Source organism: Pseudoalteromonas sp. Angola-7 (assembly GCF_028599255.1).
In the GTDB taxonomy this organism is placed as follows: domain Bacteria; phylum Pseudomonadota; class Gammaproteobacteria; order Enterobacterales; family Alteromonadaceae; genus Pseudoalteromonas; species Pseudoalteromonas atlantica.
In genome coordinates this window covers 49563-67806 of record NZ_JAQREL010000006.1, presented here as the reverse complement: position 1 = coordinate 67806, position 18244 = coordinate 49563, and the positions used below count along the sequence as shown (strand labels likewise).

Annotated in this window: 17 protein-coding genes; 13 read left to right on the top strand and 4 right to left on the bottom strand. The window is 40.0% G+C overall.

Features of this window, described 5'->3' with window-relative positions; translation table 11 throughout:
* Positions 1-5: 5 nt before the first annotated feature.
* Positions 6-308: an isoamylase early set domain-containing protein gene (locus tag PSH50_RS10240; RefSeq protein WP_004586437.1), complete on the bottom strand. Its 303-nt coding sequence runs from the start codon at positions 306-308 to the stop codon at positions 6-8.
* A 372-nt stretch (positions 309-680) separates the two neighbouring features.
* Here PSH50_RS10240 and PSH50_RS10235 point away from each other — a divergent pair, with 372 nt between their 5' ends.
* Entirely contained in the window at positions 681-1613 is a 933-nt protein-coding gene (locus tag PSH50_RS10235) for a hypothetical protein (RefSeq protein WP_029774473.1), read from the top strand.
* A 53-nt stretch (positions 1614-1666) separates the two neighbouring features.
* Here PSH50_RS10235 and PSH50_RS10230 read toward each other — a convergent pair whose 3' ends face one another.
* Together PSH50_RS10230 and PSH50_RS10225 are read right to left on the bottom strand one after the other, a co-directional pair.
* On the bottom strand, positions 1667-2839 hold the full coding sequence (locus PSH50_RS10230; RefSeq protein ID WP_273609610.1) for a cellulose-binding family II protein: 1173 nt from the start codon (positions 2837-2839) through the stop codon (positions 1667-1669).
* Between the two features lie 128 nt (positions 2840-2967).
* Positions 2968-3396, bottom strand: coding sequence for an Lrp/AsnC family transcriptional regulator (locus tag PSH50_RS10225; RefSeq protein ID WP_004586440.1), 429 nt, complete (start codon positions 3394-3396; stop codon positions 2968-2970).
* Between the two features lie 182 nt (positions 3397-3578).
* Between PSH50_RS10225 and PSH50_RS10220 the strand changes: the two genes are divergently transcribed.
* The 6 genes from PSH50_RS10220 to PSH50_RS10195 all read left to right on the top strand — a co-directional run bounded on the left by PSH50_RS10220 (position 3579) and on the right by PSH50_RS10195 (position 10597).
* Positions 3579-4784 carry an aspartate aminotransferase family protein gene (locus PSH50_RS10220; protein ID WP_029774471.1) on the top strand — a complete coding sequence of 402 codons (1206 nt, stop codon included), beginning with the start codon at positions 3579-3581 and terminating at the stop codon, positions 4782-4784.
* Positions 4785-4829: 45 nt separating this feature from the next.
* On the top strand, positions 4830-5864 hold the full coding sequence (astA, locus tag PSH50_RS10215; RefSeq protein ID WP_273586334.1) for an arginine N-succinyltransferase: 1035 nt from the start codon (positions 4830-4832) through the stop codon (positions 5862-5864).
* Between the two features lie 7 nt (positions 5865-5871).
* Positions 5872-7338 (top strand): succinylglutamate-semialdehyde dehydrogenase, encoded by a 1467-nt coding sequence (astD, locus tag PSH50_RS10210; protein ID WP_273586333.1) that lies wholly within the window; start codon positions 5872-5874, stop codon positions 7336-7338.
* A 27-nt stretch (positions 7339-7365) separates the two neighbouring features.
* Positions 7366-8169, top strand: a complete 804-nt coding sequence (locus PSH50_RS10205; protein ID WP_273586332.1) for a DUF1338 domain-containing protein — start codon at positions 7366-7368, stop codon at positions 8167-8169.
* Between the two features lie 56 nt (positions 8170-8225).
* Entirely contained in the window at positions 8226-9080 is an 855-nt protein-coding gene (locus PSH50_RS10200; protein WP_273586331.1) for a transporter substrate-binding domain-containing protein, read from the top strand.
* A 293-nt stretch (positions 9081-9373) separates the two neighbouring features.
* Positions 9374-10597: a type III PLP-dependent enzyme gene (locus tag PSH50_RS10195; protein WP_273586330.1), complete on the top strand. Its 1224-nt coding sequence runs from the start codon at positions 9374-9376 to the stop codon at positions 10595-10597.
* A gap of 159 nt (positions 10598-10756) precedes the next feature.
* Here PSH50_RS10195 and PSH50_RS10190 read toward each other — a convergent pair whose 3' ends face one another.
* Positions 10757-12037 (bottom strand): flavohemoglobin expression-modulating QEGLA motif protein, encoded by a 1281-nt coding sequence (locus PSH50_RS10190; RefSeq protein ID WP_273586329.1) that lies wholly within the window; start codon positions 12035-12037, stop codon positions 10757-10759.
* A 146-nt stretch (positions 12038-12183) separates the two neighbouring features.
* Here PSH50_RS10190 and PSH50_RS10185 point away from each other — a divergent pair, with 146 nt between their 5' ends.
* From PSH50_RS10185 to PSH50_RS10160, 6 genes are all read left to right on the top strand, one after another.
* The gene (locus tag PSH50_RS10185; protein ID WP_273609624.1) at positions 12184-12441 is read left to right on the top strand and encodes a DUF3081 domain-containing protein; all 258 of its coding nucleotides are present in this window, start codon (positions 12184-12186) and stop codon (positions 12439-12441) included.
* Positions 12441-12746: a hypothetical protein gene (locus tag PSH50_RS10180; RefSeq protein WP_024031789.1), complete on the top strand. Its 306-nt coding sequence runs from the start codon at positions 12441-12443 to the stop codon at positions 12744-12746. Before PSH50_RS10185 ends, PSH50_RS10180 begins: the two co-directional genes overlap by 1 nt.
* 414 nt (positions 12747-13160) lie before the next feature.
* Entirely contained in the window at positions 13161-13736 is a 576-nt protein-coding gene (gene betI, locus PSH50_RS10175; protein ID WP_264389981.1) for a transcriptional regulator BetI, read from the top strand.
* A 1-nt stretch (position 13737) separates the two neighbouring features.
* Positions 13738-15201, top strand: a complete 1464-nt coding sequence (gene betB, locus PSH50_RS10170; RefSeq protein ID WP_273609609.1) for a betaine-aldehyde dehydrogenase — start codon at positions 13738-13740, stop codon at positions 15199-15201.
* Between the two features lie 10 nt (positions 15202-15211).
* Entirely contained in the window at positions 15212-16879 is a 1668-nt protein-coding gene (gene betA / locus PSH50_RS10165; protein WP_273609608.1) for a choline dehydrogenase, read from the top strand.
* Between the two features lie 146 nt (positions 16880-17025).
* On the top strand, positions 17026-18243 hold the full coding sequence (locus PSH50_RS10160) for a BCCT family transporter (RefSeq protein ID WP_064387210.1): 1218 nt from the start codon (positions 17026-17028) through the stop codon (positions 18241-18243).
* The last annotated feature ends 1 nt before the right edge of the window (position 18244 follow it).

Below are 18244 nucleotides of genomic sequence, written 5' to 3'. Positions count from 1 at the left end.
TCGCCTTAATTTATGCGTTGAGTGTTCACTATGCTATTTTCTGTGCCAAATGTATTAGGTAGGTAGTCATCTGCTTGGTGGTCGTTATCCCAAATATCACCATTAATTAAATAACGAAAATGAAACTGCTGATCAACTGGCAAGCGTTGCTTACATTTAAATACCCCTTCTTTTTTATTAAGCTTCATAGGCACCGGCTGCCAATCGGTAAATTCGCCAAGTAAACTTACTTGCTCTGCATCAGGGTGGGTAAACTCAAAGGTAACTTCAGCTTCATTTTTTGTTTTGAAAAAACGTTTATTCAACATAGTAGGCTCCAACTAAACCAAAATGGGTACTTAATCTTTGCCACAGGGCCGATACAACACTTTAAAGGGCGATGTGGGTGCATTTAAACATCATTAAACGCGGGTAATTTAAACAAATTTTTATTTACGCATTATTACAGTGCAAAAAAGTTTTTAGCTGCACATATAAGGTGCGATTACGATAAAAATTTTCGCTTATTAATGACAAACTAATGTACAGCAAGTATTAAACCAACTTAATCATTTTTCATTATTAATATATTGAGCAAAAAATCGTATAAAGGTTCACACTAGCCTATAAAATTCTTTCGTTATCAGTGTGCTTAAGTAATAATACACAGCATCTTACGTCTCTGAAATACCAAAAATTTCATGTTGAAAAAAAGCATTTTATTTACTACGGTAATTGTATTTATTGCACTTGCCTCCTTTGTAAGCCTTTCTGTATATACCCTTTATAGTAAAAAGCAATTATCAGTAGACCCTAAATTAAAAGAAATTTCAGGCATTGAGTTTGATAAAAAAAAGCGTTTGTGGGCGATTAATGATGGCGGTGACGACCCAAAACTTTATCGCCTGGGCGAAGATGGCGCTATTGAAAAAGAAATCCTTGTTACAAATGCTAAAAATATAGACTGGGAAGACATGACGCAAAATAAATTTGGTCATTTTTTCTTAGGTGATTTTGGCAATAATAAAAACGACAGAAAGTGGTTAACTATCTATAAAATAGAAAACCCAATAGATATAAAAACAGAGACCACCGAAGCCGAAATTATTAAGTTTACCTATCCTGAAATGGATGGCACTCCCATTACGCCTAATAAACGCAACTTTGATTTAGAAGCCTTTGTAGAATACAAACGCCATTTATATTTATTTACCAAAAATAGAACAGAACCTTTCGATGGCATAACCAATGTTTATAAAGTGGGCGATCATGCAGCCAATTTTGATGCACAGTTGATTGATTCATTTAAAACTTGCACAACTCTAGAAAAACTCTGTTGGATCACATCCGCTGCTCTTAGCCCTGACAGGACTAAACTTGTGTTACTTGATTCTACAAGCATTTGGCTGTTCGAAAACTTTAAAGGCGACAAGTTTTTTTCTGGTGATGTGTCTCGAATCGATTTAGGTATTGTCACGCAAAAAGAAGCGATCACCTTTTATGATGATAATACACTTATTTTTACCGATGAAGAATTTAAAGGGCTGGTAGGAGGAAATGCTTACGTTATTAAATTAAATGAAGCACAAAAAACCGTTATCAGACAAGCGCCAAAGACTGCCGTAAATAAATAGCTACACAAAATTTTGCTATACACGCGGGCTTTAATAAGACGCTGCACACGCTATTAATTTAATGCGTTGTTATTAAATGAGTGCAGCGCTTTTTCTACATCAACTCCCAAAATAATAACGCCAATATGATCGCCCTTGGCATTTTTTATCGGTAGACTTAATTGCACCTGAAAATGATGTGTTGAAGCATCATATTCAACACTGTCAAAGCGATACGCTAAAGACTGCTGGTATACGAGGCTAAATTTATTCTCATCCCCTTGCCAATAATCGCTGGTGATTTTGCTTATAGCCACATTTTTACCTTGCTTATCTGTCACTATAATTTCGGTAATTATGCCTTTGAACTGCCTTTGCCATTGTTTTAAATATAATGAAGCATCAGTAAATAGCATATTTTTAGCTAAATCATGTTGATGTGCTTTAACTTCTTTTATCCAAAGCTCGTCAGCGAGTTTAAGCGCTTTGTTTTTCAGCTTTATATGGTTACTTTGCGCCGCGGCATCGGTAATTATTGGCTGTGAAATTAACGCCTTTATTTGCTCTAACAACGTATTTAGTATTTGTACTTGTTCACCCTGTGATAAATAAAACGGTGCAGGGGCACATTGAGGAATCGTTTCGTTGAATTTTTCTAAAAAAGAAGGGTGCGAATTAATAAGCTTATTAGCAGCAAAAACACCTAAAGGCACATAACGATAAAATGAGCGCGGGTAGGCAGATGCGTCAATACCTAAGTGATCGGCAGCATTATTAAAGTCATCTAAATCAAGTAATACTTTGTCTACTCTATGATGGTGAAGTACGTTTACTATTTCTTCTAGCGAGTTTACTTCAAGCAGCGAGGTAATATTTTGCGTTTTAAACCAATTAGCCTGATAACTGCCATGGACCACGCCATAACGTAATTTTTTTGGGTCTTTATTAACGCTATCGGGATGAGTAAACCAGTACCAATTTTCTAGGTAAATAGGTGACGACAACTTACCATACTGGCTCATCTCAGAGGTTAAATGCGTTGTAAAATACCCATCCAACCTATCTTGTTTTACCTCGCGACGAGCCCTCAGCCAAGGTAACGATTGCAACTCAAATGGCATGTCCATATTGTGTAAAATACATTGCACTTGGTTAACCGCATTATCTGGTGTTGTAAGCGATACATTGGTACCTAATTTTAAGGGTTCAGTTAAAGTTAAAAGTGCAAAAAATAACGTTGTGGGCATAATCCATTGCTAAATAATTGTGTTAATTACAATAAGTATAGTAAGGCTTTGCCAAAATACCTAACTTCGATAAAATTAAATATTAAGTTAAATCAATAGGTAACCTTTCGCTTCAGTAACACTATACTTTAACGCTTAAATTTTGTTTCTAAAATCACTGACGATGTTGTGCGCTCTACCCCATCTAAATTACCTATATCATCAAGTAAATGGCTTAGCTTTTCTAAGTTTTGCGCTTGCACTACAGCAATTAAATCGAACTCCCCACTTATGGCATAAAGCTGGGAAATAGCATCAATCTGTTTAAGTTCTAAATTGGTTTTAGTGGTGAGTTTTTGCATCACCTTTATAGATACATGAGCCGAGACCATACTGGTCAAATAGTCTTCACCGTAGTCTACGCTATAGCCTTTTATAACTCCTGTTTCTTCAAGTTTTAACATACGGCTTTGCACGGTAGAGCGCGATAAATTAAGCATGCGTGCCAAGTCAGAAATACTGGCTCTTGCATTGGTTTTTAAAATTGAAAGTAGCTTTTCGTCTTGTGGAGTTATCATATTGCTTATTAATTTCGTTATTTTGACTTTTATTGTAATCATTTTTCACAAAATAGCACTGCAAATTTAACCTACAACCTTCGATAATAGTGCTTAATAACAAAAATTACCTAGCTGAGAAAACGCTAACGTTTTTATTTTGCTAATCTTTATTCAATATTCACAATTTTTAGGTGTACATAATGCAAGTAACAAGAGACTTATTTAACGATGTAATGGTGCCAAACTACAATCCGTCGGCAGTTATTCCAGTGCGCGGCGAAGGCTCACGTGTGTGGGATCAAAATAACAATGAGTTTATTGATTTTGCAGGCGGTATTGCCGTTAATTGTTTAGGCCACTGTCACCCAGCGCTTGTATCTGCTTTAAAAGAGCAAGGCGAGAAAATTTGGCACTTATCAAATGTGATGACTAATGAGCCAGCCCTGCGTTTAGCGCAAAAAATGGTTGAAGCGACATTTGCTGATAAAGTGTATTTTGCAAACTCAGGCGCAGAAGCCAACGAAGCTGCTCTTAAGCTTGCTCGTCGTTTTGCACTTGACGAACACGGCGAAGAAAAATCACAAATAATTGCCTTTAATAAAGGTTTTCACGGCCGCACATTTTTTACAGTAACGGTGGGTGGGCAAGCTGCTTACTCTGATGGCTTTGGCCCTAAACCTGGCGACATTATGCATTGTGATTACAACGACATTGCAGCATTTGAAGCACTTATTAGCGATAAAACATGTGCCGTAATGATGGAGCCACTACAAGGTGAAGGCGGCATTATTTCACCAACAGATGAATTTGCTAAAAAAGTACGCGAGTTATGTACTAAACACAATGCACTGCTAATTTTTGATGAAGTACAAACAGGCGTTGGCCGCACTGGCGATTTATACGCTTACGAAGGTTTAGGTGTAGTGCCCGATATTTTAACGACAGCTAAAGCGTTAGGCGGTGGTTTTCCTATTGGCGCTATGATCACTCGTACTCATATCGCAGAGCACTTAAAAGTTGGTACGCACGGCTCTACGTACGGTGGTAACCCACTAGCTTGTGCAGTAGCAGAAGCTGCATTTGACACCGTAAACACACCGGATGTACTCAACGGCGTTAAAGAGCGTGAACAACTATTTCGCGATGGTTTAAATGCAATAAACGAAAAATACAACGTATTTAGCGAAGTACGTGGTAAAGGTTTACTTATTGGTGCGGTATTAAACGATAAATTTGAAGGCCGTGCACGTGACTTTTTAGTTGCCAGTGCTAACAATGGTTTAATGAACCTTGTTGCAGGCATGAATGTTATTCGTTTTACCCCTTCTTTAGTTATTCCATTTGAAGATATTAAAGAAGGCCTAGCACGCTTTGAAAAAGCAGTAAGCGACGTAGTAAACGGCTAATTTAATTAAGCGCGCCTTAGGGCGCGCTGTTGGAGCAAGTAATAAATGCAAGTATTACGTCCTATTACCACTGAAGACTTTGCTGCACTTAAGCAAATTGCGATTGAATCGGGCCATGGGTTTACCTCACTTCCGGTGGACGACCAGCTATTAAAAGACAAAATAGACCGCGCCGAAAAAAGCTTTGCTAAAAATATCAATCAGCCGTTAGATGAAAGCTACCTATTTGTTTTAGAAGACAGTGAAACAGGTGAGGTTATTGGCACAACCGCCATAGAAGCCGCTGTTGGCTTATCGGTGCCGCTTTATCATTACCATTTAGGTAAAACAGTACACCACTCGCCTACACTTAATGTTTATAACACCGTTGATATTTTAAGCATGTGTAACGATTACACCGGATGCTCTGAAATATGTACTTTGTTTTTGCGCGAAAACAGCCGTAAAGGCTTAACCGGGCGCTTTTTATCACGCTCACGCTTTTTATTTATGGCGCAGCACAGCGAACGCTTTGCCGATACCGTGATTGCTGAAATGCGCGGCGTAAGTGACGAAGATGGTCATTCACCGTTTTGGCAGTGGCTGCAAGAGCACTTTTTTAGTATTGAGTTTCCCAAGGCCGATCATTTAGTGGGGCTTGGCGATAAAGTGTTTATTAGTGAGTTAATGCCTAAATACCCTATTTACGTAAACTTACTCAGTAAAAAAGCCCAAGCAGTGATTGGCAACGTGCATGAAAAAACTAAACCCGCACTTAAACTGCTCGAAAAAGAAGGTTTTGAGCACCGTGGCTACGTTGATTTGTTTGATGCAGGCCCAACGGTAGAAGCCAAGCTTGGTAATATTCGAAGTATTCGTGAATCTCAAGTATGCCCTATTACTATTGGCGAGCTGGAACATATTAGCCAGCACAGCTCAGATACTTTAGCCGTTTGTAATCAAGGTGTAGGTGGGTTTAGAGCAACCTTTACCCAACACGCCCATTATAACCACGCTAAACACACATTAGTAATAAGCCAAGAAGTGGCTGATACCCTTAATTTATCCCAAGGAGATGCAGCGCGTTTTTTCCGCCTGTAAAACAAATATGAACACACACCTTATAAATAACCAATGGCATACAGGCCAAGGCCCCGCTTTTAGCTCTGTTAATCCAAGTAACGGCGAAGTTGTATGGCAAGGTAATGGCGCAACAGCTGAGCAAGTAGATGCTGCAATCAATGCAGCTAGAGCCGCACAAGTACAATGGGCAGATACGCCAATTGAGTCGCGTATAACCATACTTGAAAACTTTGTAGCACAATTAAAAGAGCACAGCGAAGAATTTGCAGCCATTATAGCGCGCGAAACCGGCAAGCCTCTTTGGGAAACACGCACAGAAGTAGGCGCTATGACAGGTAAAGTGGCCATTTCGATTAAAGCGTACAACGAGCGTACCGGCACCACTGAAAACCCAATGCCGGGTGCAAAAGCCTTTATACGCCATAAACCACACGGCGTTGTGGCTATATTTGGCCCGTATAACTTTCCTGGGCATTTACCTAATGGCCATATTGTACCGGCTATTTTAGCGGGTAACACCGTGGTATTTAAACCGTCTGAACTAACCCCTCACGTTGCTGAATTTACTTTATCACTTTGGTTAAAAGCAGGCTTACCAGCAGGTGTTATTAACCTAGTGCAAGGTGAAGTAGAAACAGGTAAAGCACTTGCTTCGCATCAAAACATAGACGGCTTATTTTTTACCGGCAGCTCAAACACCGGCCATTTATTACATAAACAGTTTGCAGGCCACCCAGGTAAAATATTAGCGCTTGAAATGGGCGGTAATAACCCTTTAATAGTTAAAGACGTAGCCGATGTAAGCGCTGCAGTGCACGATATTATTCAATCGGGCTTTATTACTTCTGGCCAGCGCTGTACCTGTGCACGCCGCGTGTTTATTGAGAAATCGCTCAATGGCGATGCTATTTTAGAAAAACTTATTAGCGCAACTAAAAACATTGTTGTTGATGACAGCTTTGCAAGCGATCAACCATTTATGGGCGCCATGATCAGCGAAAAAGCCGCCTTAGGCATGGTTGCAGCGCAAAATGAATTAGTTGCAAGTGGTGGCGAAATACTTGTTGAGCTTAAGCAGCTAAAAGCAGGCACTGGGTTTGTAAGCCCAGGTATTATTGATGTAACTAACATTACCAACATGGCCGATGAAGAACACTTTGGCCCGCTCATTAAAGTGTATCGCTTCAACGACTTTGACAGCGCAATAGCAGAGGCTAATAACACCAGTTTTGGTTTATCAGCAGGCTTACTTGGCGATAACGAAGATGATTACAGCCACTTTTTAAAACGCATTCGTGCCGGCATTGTCAATTGGAACCGCCCTATTACAGGTGCCTCTAGTGCAGCACCGTTTGGTGGCATTGGCGCAAGTGGTAACCACAGAGCCAGTGCGTATTATGCCGCTGATTATTGTGCCTACCCTGTAGCATCAGTTGAGGCCGATAAGGTAAACCTGCCACAAACTTTAGCGCCAGGCTTAGTAATTGAATAAGTGAATAACCCAATTTAAGGATTTAACATGCACAAAAACGTAAATACATTATTTGAAAACCTATGGGATAACTATTTAGCCGTTACCCCCTCGGCAGATAAAATTCATGATTTATTAGGCTCAACGCAAAAAGATGACATTATTAACGACCATATTGCGCTGCGTACCTTTAATATTGAAAAAGTAGGCCTTGAAAAACTAGCCGCGCACTTTTTAGCACTTGGTTATACTGAGTGTGGCGAATACCACTTTGAAGCTAAAAAGCTCTATGCTAAACACTACGAGCATAGCGACCCTAAGCAACCTAAAGTATTTATTTCTGAGCTATTAGTTGAAAAGTGTTCACCAGAGTTACAAGCCATTGTGACAGATATGGTAGAGCAAATAGATGAAAACGCAGTAACTGCCGATAACTTTTTATACTCAGGTACCCATTGGCAAGTAAGTAGCGATACTTACAAGCAGTTACTCGCTGAAAGTGAGTACGCAGCGTGGATGTCGGCATGGGGCTATCGTGCAAACCACTTTACTGTAAATATTAATATGCTTGCTAAGTTTGATAATATTCAGGATGTTAACCAAGCACTTAAAGACGCAGGCTTTGCCCTAAATACATCAGGCGGCGAAGTAAAAGGCTCACCAGAGGTGTTATTAGAGCAATCATCAACCCTTGCAGATGATTACGCTGTCACCTTCAGCGACGGCGAACTGCGCATCCCTAGCTGCTTTTATGAGTTTGCCATTAGATACCCTAAAGCCGATGGCGAGCTTTACACGGGGTTTGTTGCAGCCTCTGCTGATAAAATTTTTGAAAGCACTAACGCGCGTTAAAAATAAAACATGCCTTAATGTTTTAACTTAAAAAAAGCCCGTTTGGGCTTTTTTTTATGACAAAAATATTTAGAACATTTACACTAAGTTTTATGCCTGTATTTACTAAATTTTTGATTATCTTGCATGTACTGCTTATATCATCATTGAGCCATGCAAATGAACCACTTACATTACTCTCTAGAGCGAATGCGTCTACTGATGACTTTTTAAACTCAGATAAAACGTTCGAAAGCCTGCTCAATCATACAATTAATACTAAATTGCAGTGGACCAACCAAGCTCGTTTAATCAAGCGGCTTATGGGTAATGAAGCAGTATGCAGCTACGATATAATAAAAACGCCCGAGCGTGAAAAACATATTTTGTTCTCAAATATACCAACTACTATTTACGAGCAACGAAAAATATACGCATTTAAACGCACCTTACAAAACTTTCCTGAACGAGTCTCTGTTGCTCAACTACTAGAAAAAGACTTTACCCTTGCCGTAGACTCAGGAACGAGTTATCAAAAACTTGAGCCTGTTTTAACAAAGTATAATGAGCAAATTGCAGCGATAAGCTCAGAAGACACCAGCTCTCAACTGCCTCAACTTCTCATCCATAATAGAATAGACATGATTGTCGATTACGAGGTTAACGTACTTGGTGCACTCACCAGTGAGCAACTAACACAAATAGATAGCCGTGAAATAGCTGAATTTCCAGAATTTGTTAATGGCTACTTTGCATGTAGTAAGTCAGAGCTTGGCGAAAGAGTAATAAAAACCATCAATATTTTAATGAACACCCCCGAAATTTACGACCGCTTACAAAAAAGTTTACAACAAGCCTATAGTGCTGATACATCTAGCGCTATGATGCTTGCTTACTCTCAAGAGCACGTATACTTAACCTCTGATGAGTAAAATCAATCGTCAAGACAAACTCCACAAATCAACATAAGACACTGATTTTAATAGCAAATAAATTATTTTAAATTTATTTAAAATTTTTATTGCGCTAAATAAAAACCTACATTATTATCTCGCCGCTTCTTGATGATAGCCAATCCGAGTACATTACAAACCCCGTTTGTAGCAAGGCGATAGAGCAACTATCCAAGAGTGAATTTGACTGTGCGTTTGCACTATTGATCTCACTCAACTGACTCGTGGATACACCATACCCGAGCAGTTGCTTAATTGACTCGGAAAATAAAATGGCTTTATCAACACAACAACAAGACACCGTAACTAAAGTACCTGCAGCAGCGGTTGCTGCAAATCAAGCAATTGATTACGCGCAACCGAGTATTGCCCACATTGAACAACTTGCTTCACAATATGGCGCACCTCTAATGGTGCTTGACTGCGACGCTATACGTCGTCAATACCGTGCACTTAAACATGCACTGCCTGGTGTTGTGTTACATTTTGCTTTAAAGCCTTTACCGCATGCTGCTGTTGTGCGCACTTTGTTAGATGAAGGCGCAAGCTTTGATTTAGCAACCAGTGGCGAAGTTGACTTAGTAGCAAGCCAAGGGGTACCAAGCGAGCGTACAATTCACACGCACCCAATAAAGCGCGACAGTGACATTCGCGACGCACTTGCCTACGGCTGTACAGTGTTTGTGGTGGATAACATTAACGAGCTTGAAAAATTTATTGCCTATAAAGATCAAGCCGAAATTTTAGTGCGTTTAAGCTTTCGTAATAAAGATGCATTTGCTGATTTATCTAAAAAGTTTGGCTGCAGCCCAGAGGCGGCAATCGACATTATTAGCCTTGCCCAGCAACTTGGTATTCGTATTAAAGGGTTATCGTTTCATGTTGGCTCGCAATCACCTAACCCAACTAAATACGTTGAAGCGATAAATGCATCTGCAAAAGTGGTTAAACAGGTGGCTGAGTTAGGCTTACCAGCACTTAGTACGCTCGATATTGGTGGTGGGTTTCCTGTGCCGTACAGCGCAGATGTGCTACCAATTGATGTATTTTGTGCGCCTATTAATATCGCGTTGGCACAATTACCAGAAACAATGCAAATTATTGCTGAACCTGGCCGTTTTATTGTAGCAAGTAGTGTAACCAGTGTTGCCTCTGTAATGGGACAAGCAACGCGCGAAGGTAAAACATGGTACTACTTAGATGATGGCGTTTATGGCTCTTTTAGCGGTTTAATGTTTGATGAAGCAGCCTACCCTATCGATAGTGCAAAACAAGATGGCGAGCGTTTTGAGTCGGTACTTGCGGGCCCAACATGCGACAGTATAGATGTAATAAGTGATTCAATTATGCTGCCAAAACTAAACAATGGCGATTTAATTATTAGCCGTATGATGGGTGCCTACACACTTGCTACAGCAACCGACTTTAACTTTTTTAAACGTGCTGAGGTCGTTGTATTAAACGAGCAAATGCACAGCCAAGTATTAACAGGTTAAGAAAATAAGTTCCTCGCTATAGGTACGCTGGCTTGTACCTATACATTTCAACGCAGTTGCTCATTCCAACTGCGTTTTTTTATTGCGTTAAATAACTGGGGCTTGTTTACCTTTTTGATCAGCAAAGCAGGCTCTAATAAAAGCAACCTGCGCTACTTATTACAAAAATAATGGTTTATAGTCGTTTTCTAACTGTTCAAACGATAAGTCACCTATAAATCTGCCAAAGCTTAGCCATGTTGCTAAACCTCGTAAATCTTTAAAATGTGGTGGTACAAATTTTGGGCTTTCTATTACACCTAAACTATGTAATTGCGATATAAGCCTAAAATCATCAATCGATATTTTTCCGACCAACAATAATGGCAGCTGATCAATGCGCCCAAGCTGTATAGCAACACGAATTAAGTTATATACCAGCACAAATCCTTTAATGTAAGCAATATCCTTAGTAAAAGGTAAGCCTGTTGCCGTGCTTCCCCTAAAAACACGTTGTGCTAGCGTATAGCTTTCATCTTTTGAAAGCCCTTGCGCTAAGTAGTCACGGTATATATCAACAAACTCTGCGCCATCAATCACTTTAGTAACTGCTTGAATACGATTTACTAACTTTGATAAACGCCTAGGCGTTGATTTAAGGGTAATTATTTCTGTTAAAACAGCTAAGCCTTCTTGAGTCACTGTTGAGCTTGGCGTCCCTTTACTTAAACAGGTTAAATAAGGCTGAGCTAGCCCGTTTTGCGTTGTACCTACGTGTATCCACCCTTCGTGCACTTCTAAAATATCGAGCTCACGCTGGGAGAATTTAACATCTTGATTTAGCTTAATGTTATTTGCACCTGCAGCAGCATCACTGACAATCCCATCGCTGAGCATAACCTCTACATTAATACCCGCCATACTGCTATTCACTTGCTCAGACAGAATACGCACGGCATCACTTGCATTAATATTTTTAGGATCATCAGGCAAAATATCGGCTATTAATAAGTTTTGCAGTGGTTTTTCTAACATATTGGCAAGTTCGAACAGTGAAGGTTCACCTGCATGAAATAAATCTTTTGGGTGACCAAAAAGCTCTACCGACAAATCATGAAACTCAGGCGTTCCTCTATACTCAAGCATACTGAGCACCGTTTTATACTCGCTACACATTTTACCCATGTATTGAGAAATAGGATTTAGCTGACCTAACTGGTTAATAATATTGCGGTGCAAGTTAGAAAACGCTTGGCGTAATTCGCTGGGGACAAATCCTAAATCTCGTTGCTGGTAATAGGCGCTATCGATTAGCGGGTTTTTTTGGCACTTTTGACTAAAAAACGTCTCTTTGATTTGTTTATCCCAGTTAATGGCATCGAGTATTCTAATGGGTGTTTGTAAAGCAATTAATTGCTCTGACAGTTCGCGAGTTTTAAGGAGTAAAGCCTTGTCTATCATGGTGTAAGCTCAACAAAGAATGAGGCTTGAGCATAAGGTAAAACCAGTTAATAGCAAGATTATTTTAGCGCTTATTAGGCATTGTTTTTACGGTGATCGACCCTCATATATAAAACGTAATAGCTTTAAACAATAAAGGGTTAATGATGAAAAACGAACTCGATAACAAGCAGATCCTCTCTGTGTACGAACGTATTCAGCAGCGCGGTAAACAAAATGATATTGGTCAACATTATCAAGGTGTTACGGCTTACTCTGACATTGACGGCTACACTATTTACTTAGAAGGTAGCGGCGTATTGTTGCGCTTTGGGTTTCATAATGCTTATCACCTAGATTATGAGCATGACAAACATAAAGACGACTTTTTAAAAAAACTATCCAACATTGCTAATGAGGAATAATGCAGCCAAGACGCATTCGTAAACGCACCACAAACAAGCAAACCACCTCGTTTATAAACCAGGTAATTACTGAGCTGCAAGCGCACCCAGAAAAGCTGGAGATAATCCGTCGAAACCTAAATGAATACCGCGAACAGACTCACCTTAAACGCGGTTTTTTGCTGGCTATTGAACGCTTTGACTGGGTGTTTGAGGCCAGTAACGATGTTAATTTTATATGCCAACAAATCTTAGCCGATGATTACATAGGTAATCGCCTTAGACGCTACCCACTATTATTCAAAGGCGTTATTAATAGCGCCTAATTTACACGCCTTTTTTAACCTTAACTCCTCCTCTTATAACCAATACACACTGCTACTTTTTTAATTAGTACACTAATTAAACATGTAAAATGGTTACGTTTGCTTATTTAAAATACCCTTCGTACTCTAACTATTACCATTCTAACGAATATTTATCTTTTTTATTACTCATACCCCGTAAACAAATCCTTACTATTTTTACCATTTAAAAATAGAAACATAACTCATTGAATATAAGCAATTTTATTAATCAAGACCTGCACATGGCACTACTACAAATTAACCCGTTTTTATTAATAATCCATCTACATCTTGGTATCTGGTTGTTTACTTGTGCCTTGAATTGTTAGAGCTATTACATTAAGCTTATCTTTATTGAACGTTCAATTAATAAAAATTATGCCTAAAGTCGGAATGGAACCTGTCAGGCGTCAGCAGCTAATTGACGCGACCATTGAGTCAGTTGCACAGCGCGGTTTGCAAGGAACAACAATTAACACCATCAGTAAAAATGCGGGTTTATCATCCGGCATTATTAGCCATTACTTTGGTGGTAAGCAGGGGTTAATAGAGGCAACCGTTAGGTATTTGTTATCGAATTTAAAAAATGAATTAATTGAAAAAGTTGAGCCAACCACCAACGCAATTGAGCGTTTGATGTTTATTGTTGAGGCCAACTTTGCACTTGTTCAACAGCGCAATGACACCACGCGTACGTGGTTAAGTTTTTGGGCGCAGTCAATGCATGATCAAGAGCTGCACAGGCTGCAAAATGTAAACAGTAATCGCTTGCAAAGTAATTTAGCATTTTCTTTTAAGCAACTAATGCCCGTAAAGCAAGCAAAACAAGCTGCAGAACTTAGCGCCGCCATGATTGATGGCCTATGGTTAAGAGCAGTATTAAGTCAATCTGACGAAAACCAATTTAAACACAGTGAAACATTAGCAAAAAGCTATGTACATTCACTCATCAAGCAATATGGAGCCTAGCGTGACTACACCTGTCTATCAAAACTTTATTAACGGCCACTTCCTTGCAAACCAAAGTGGTGAAACTTTTGATGTAAAAAACCCAGCCACAGATGAAGTTATTTACTCGGTAGAAGTTGCCGACGAATTTATTCAAAACGCGGCTATCGAAAGTGCAAAACAAGGCTTTGCTCAATGGTCAAAAGTGAGCCCAATAGAACGTAGCCGTATTTTATTAAAAGCGGTTGCTTTATTGCGTGAGCGTAATGACGAGCTTGCCTTAGTTGAAGTGCTTGATACAGGTAAACCAATGCAAGAAGCTAACTGCGTTGATATAGAAACAGGCGCAGATGTAATTGAATACTTTGCAGGCCTAGCACCAGCGCAAGTTGGCCAGCAGCAAATGGTTGGCGAAGACTTTTACTATACCCGCAAAGAGCCACTAGGCATCTGTGCTGGTATTGGTGCATGGAATTACCCGCTGCAAATTGCATGTTGGAAATCGGGCCCTGCCCTAGCCGCAGGTAATGCGTTTATTTTTAAACCTTCTGAAGAAACCCCTTTAGGTGCTATTAAACTAGCTGAAATTTTTGTTGAAGCAGGCGTACCTGCCGGCGTATTTAACGTTGTGCAAGGTGCCGGTGATGTAGGTCAGTGGTTAACCTCTCACAGTGAAATAGACAAAGTGTCGTTCACTGGTGAAGTAGGCACAGGTAAAAAAGTTGTGGCAAGCGCTGCCGGTACATTAAAAGACGTAACAATGGAATTAGGTGGTAAATCACCTTTATTAGTGTTTGAAGATGCCAATATTGAGCAAGCAGTCAGTGCTGCCATGCTAGGTAACTTTTATACGCAAGGCGAAATTTGTACTAACTGTACCCGTATTTATGTTCATAAAAATGTCTATCAACAATTTATTGATGAGCTTAAAACACGTACTGAGCAAAATATTATTGCCGGCGACCCACAAGATTTAAATACTAACTTTGGGGCATTAATTTCTAAAAAGCATCAAGAATTGGTAATGAGCTACATAGAAAGTGGCTTGGCCGAAGGTGCAACACTACTTACTGGCGGTACAACTCTTTCTCCTGAATCAGCGCCTAATGGCTACTTTGTAGCACCTACGGTATTTACCGATTGCAACGATGACATGACTATTGTTAAAGAAGAAATTTTTGGCCCAGTTATGAGCGTGCTTGTTTTTGAAGACGAAGACGATGTTATCGCCCGTGCAAATGGTACACACCTTGGCTTAGCCGCAGGCGTATTTACTAGCGATATTAAACGTGCGCACCGTGTTATTCACCAATTAGAAGCCGGTATTTGTTGGATTAATGCTTATGGTAATTCACCTGCTGAAATGCCTGTTGGTGGTTACAAGCAATCAGGTATTGGCCGTGAAAATGGCATAGAAACGCTTGATCATTACACGCAAACTAAGTCTATTTATGTGGGCATGGCCGACATAGAAAGCCCGTTTTAAGGTGGCAACTATGAGTAACTCTTACGACTATATTATTGTTGGTGCCGGTTCTGCAGGTTGTGTACTTGCAAATCGCTTATCTGAAGATACAAACAATAAAGTGCTATTGCTAGAAACCGGTGGTAGCGATAAAAGTATATTTATAAAAATGCCAACTGCGCTCTCTATTCCTATGAATACAGATAAATACGCATGGCAATTTCACACTCAACCAGAGCCGTATTTAGATAACCGAGAAATGCACTGCCCACGCGGTAAAGTGTTAGGCGGTTCGTCATCAATTAATGGCATGGTATATGTACGTGGCCACGCGAAAGATTTTGACGAGTGGCAGCAACACGGTGCTAACGGCTGGGATTATCAGTCGTGCTTACCTTACTTTAAAAAAGCAGAAAGCTTTTATTTAGGTGAAAATGCGCACCGTGGTGGCGCAGGCCCGCTTGGCGTTAATAACGGTAACGAAATGCAAAACCCGCTTTACACCACCTTTATAAAAGCAGGTGTAGAAGCAGGGTATGCACACACAGGCGACTACAACGCAGCTCAGCAAGAAGGCTTTGGCCCGATGCACATGACTGTTAAAGACGGTGTGCGCAGTTCGGCCTCGCGCGAGTATTTAGACCCAGTAAAATCACGCAGTAACCTAACAGTTATTACAGGTGCTTTAGCACAAAAAGTGATTTTAGAAGGCAAAAAAGCCACAGGCATTGAGTACACAGTAAATGGCACTCTTAAAACGGCGCATGCGACTAAAGACGTTGTATTAAGTGCAGGTCCAATTGGCTCACCTCATATTTTACAGCTTTCGGGGATTGGCGATAAAGCCATACTTGAAGAAGCCGGTGTTGAGGTAAAGCATCATTTACCAGGCGTAGGTCAAAACTTACAAGATCATCTTGAGTTTTACTTTCAGTACAAGTGTAAACAACCTATTACCTTAAACGGTAAATTAGGTCTTATTTCAAAAGGCTTAATTGGCGCTAAATGGCTACTGACCCGAAAAGGCTTAGGTGCAACAAACCACTTTGAGTCGTGTGCGTTTATTCGCTCAAAACCTGACGTTGAATGGCCAGATATTCAGTACCACTTTTTACCAGCGGCGATGCGCTACGATGGGCGCAGTGCATTTGCGGGTCATGGTTTTCAGGTGCATGTAGGTCATAACAAACCTAAAAGCCGTGGTAGTGTCACTATTCAATCAGCTAATCCTGAGCAACCGCCGAAAATTTTATTTAACTACTTGCAGCATAAAGACGATATTGAAGGCTTTAGAGCGTGTGTGCGCCTAACTCGTGACATTATTGAGCAAAGCGCATTTGATGACTACCGCGATGAAGAAATTCAACCAGGTAAGCACATTCAAACCGACGAAGAAATAGATGCCTTTGTACGCCAAGCAGTAGAAAGTGCCTATCACCCGTCTTGTTCTTGCAAAATGGGCGAAGATGACATGGCCGTGGTTAATTCTAATACCCAAGTTCACGGTATTAAAGGGCTGCGTGTTGTTGACTCGTCAATCTTCCCTACGGTGCCAAATGGCAACTTAAATGCCCCTACAATTATGGTTGCAGAAAAAGCAGCTGATCTAATTTTAGGTAAAACCCCACTTACACAGGCATCGGTAAACGTTGCCATGAGCAGTAATTGGCAAACATCGCAACGTAATAGCGAGATTTAATTAAGCCATAACGTGCCTAACACTATGTAGGGCACGTTCAACTTGCAGTGGCTCACGGCGTAAATTGGTTACGCGGTGTTTGTGCAAGTAATAAAACAAAAACGGAGAACTTATGAGTTACTTTTATTCATTTTGGGAGGGCGATAATGACTATATGGCTTAGTGCTGGCATTATATTTACGCTACTTGCTGTTATTACTATTTTATTTAAATGGGGTAACGTACGCGTAGTAGGCGTAACACCAGTGAGAACTTTTACCTTTATCGCAATCTTATTTACCTCAGGCCTAGACGTTGGCCTAATCATGTTTCCATTAACCGAATTTGCAGGTTATGCAGACATAAAAGCAAGCCCAGAATACGCGTTTGCAAACCCACTGGCTATTGAGTTTGGCTACTGGGGATTCTTGATCTGGGGATTTTACTTTCTTACGTGCTTTTATTTCTGTGTAATAGAGCCCAAAGTTAAATTTTTCGAAATTTCATGGGTTAAGTTCATTAATAACGTGGTTATTATTGGCACATGTGCCTTTACGGCTTACCTACTGCTTTCTAACTTACCCTGGTACTTACCAGAGCTAGGCGATGGTTCGAGCGTTATACCTACCTTCTACTTTATTGTATTTGCAGCTATTTGCTTTGCTGTGTACTCAAGTACAGATATTAAATACGTGCGCTTTTTAAGTATTTCTACAACGTGGTTATTTATCGCATTAATTGCCTTTATGTGGGCAGGTGCCTTTGTCGTTGGTGATAGCGAAATGTCGGCATTTACCAATAACCTTGCTGAAATTGGTACTTACTTTGCCAATATAAATGAGTTTGTTTTACCGCTTAATGACTACCATGAATTTTATCTATTTTGGTGGTTTGCGTGGAGCATTATGATTGGCCAATTTACGTCTCGTTTTGTAGGCGGCCTTAAAACATACCAAGTATTAGGTGCAATGTTGATATTTCCATCTATTCCGATTGCGATTTGGTTTAGCGTACTTTATCACTACCACGAAATGGGTATTTCAACAGCGGGTATTAAAAACTTTGCCATGGTATTTGTTGGGATAGTGTTTGTTATTAATTCGCTTGATTCATTAATACGCTTATACACAGATAACCTTAACTTAACGGTTAAACGTTTAGGTAAAATGAACTATATGATACTCAATATTGTTGCCCTTTCGTTACTAACCCTATTGTTTAAGCTTGAGTTTTTACAAATTCAATGGGTTGGCGCGTTAGTAATTGCACTGTTTTTTGGTTGTGCTGCGTTTATTGGCTACAGCAAATTTAAAACGGTTAACAATATAGACAGTTCGCCAAAAGCAAACAAAATAGATTACACAAAAATAGAAACTGTACATTAGG

Excerpts from the sequence above, each read along its gene's own strand:
- astD (WP_273586333.1), top strand. The coding sequence starts at position 5,872 with ATGAACACACACCTTATAAATAACCAATGGCATACAGGCCAAGGCCCC.
- PSH50_RS10235 (WP_029774473.1), top strand. The coding sequence starts at position 681 with ATGTTGAAAAAAAGCATTTTATTTACTACGGTAATTGTATTTATTGCA.
- PSH50_RS10230 (WP_273609610.1), bottom strand. The coding sequence starts at position 2,839 with ATGCCCACAACGTTATTTTTTGCACTTTTAACTTTAACTGAACCCTTA.
- betA (WP_273609608.1), top strand. The coding sequence starts at position 15,212 with ATGAGTAACTCTTACGACTATATTATTGTTGGTGCCGGTTCTGCAGGT.
- PSH50_RS10220 (WP_029774471.1), top strand. The coding sequence starts at position 3,579 with ATGCAAGTAACAAGAGACTTATTTAACGATGTAATGGTGCCAAACTAC.
- PSH50_RS10180 (WP_024031789.1), top strand. The coding sequence starts at position 12,441 with ATGCAGCCAAGACGCATTCGTAAACGCACCACAAACAAGCAAACCACC.
- astA (WP_273586334.1), top strand. The coding sequence starts at position 4,830 with ATGCAAGTATTACGTCCTATTACCACTGAAGACTTTGCTGCACTTAAG.
- betI (WP_264389981.1), top strand. The coding sequence starts at position 13,161 with ATGGAACCTGTCAGGCGTCAGCAGCTAATTGACGCGACCATTGAGTCA.
- PSH50_RS10185 (WP_273609624.1), top strand. The coding sequence starts at position 12,184 with ATGAAAAACGAACTCGATAACAAGCAGATCCTCTCTGTGTACGAACGT.
- PSH50_RS10195 (WP_273586330.1), top strand. The coding sequence starts at position 9,374 with ATGGCTTTATCAACACAACAACAAGACACCGTAACTAAAGTACCTGCA.
- PSH50_RS10200 (WP_273586331.1), top strand. The coding sequence starts at position 8,226 with ATGACAAAAATATTTAGAACATTTACACTAAGTTTTATGCCTGTATTT.
- PSH50_RS10240 (WP_004586437.1), bottom strand. The coding sequence starts at position 308 with ATGTTGAATAAACGTTTTTTCAAAACAAAAAATGAAGCTGAAGTTACC.
- PSH50_RS10160 (WP_064387210.1), top strand. The coding sequence starts at position 17,026 with ATGACTATATGGCTTAGTGCTGGCATTATATTTACGCTACTTGCTGTT.
- PSH50_RS10225 (WP_004586440.1), bottom strand. The coding sequence starts at position 3,396 with ATGATAACTCCACAAGACGAAAAGCTACTTTCAATTTTAAAAACCAAT.
- PSH50_RS10205 (WP_273586332.1), top strand. The coding sequence starts at position 7,366 with ATGCACAAAAACGTAAATACATTATTTGAAAACCTATGGGATAACTAT.
- PSH50_RS10190 (WP_273586329.1), bottom strand. The coding sequence starts at position 12,037 with ATGATAGACAAGGCTTTACTCCTTAAAACTCGCGAACTGTCAGAGCAA.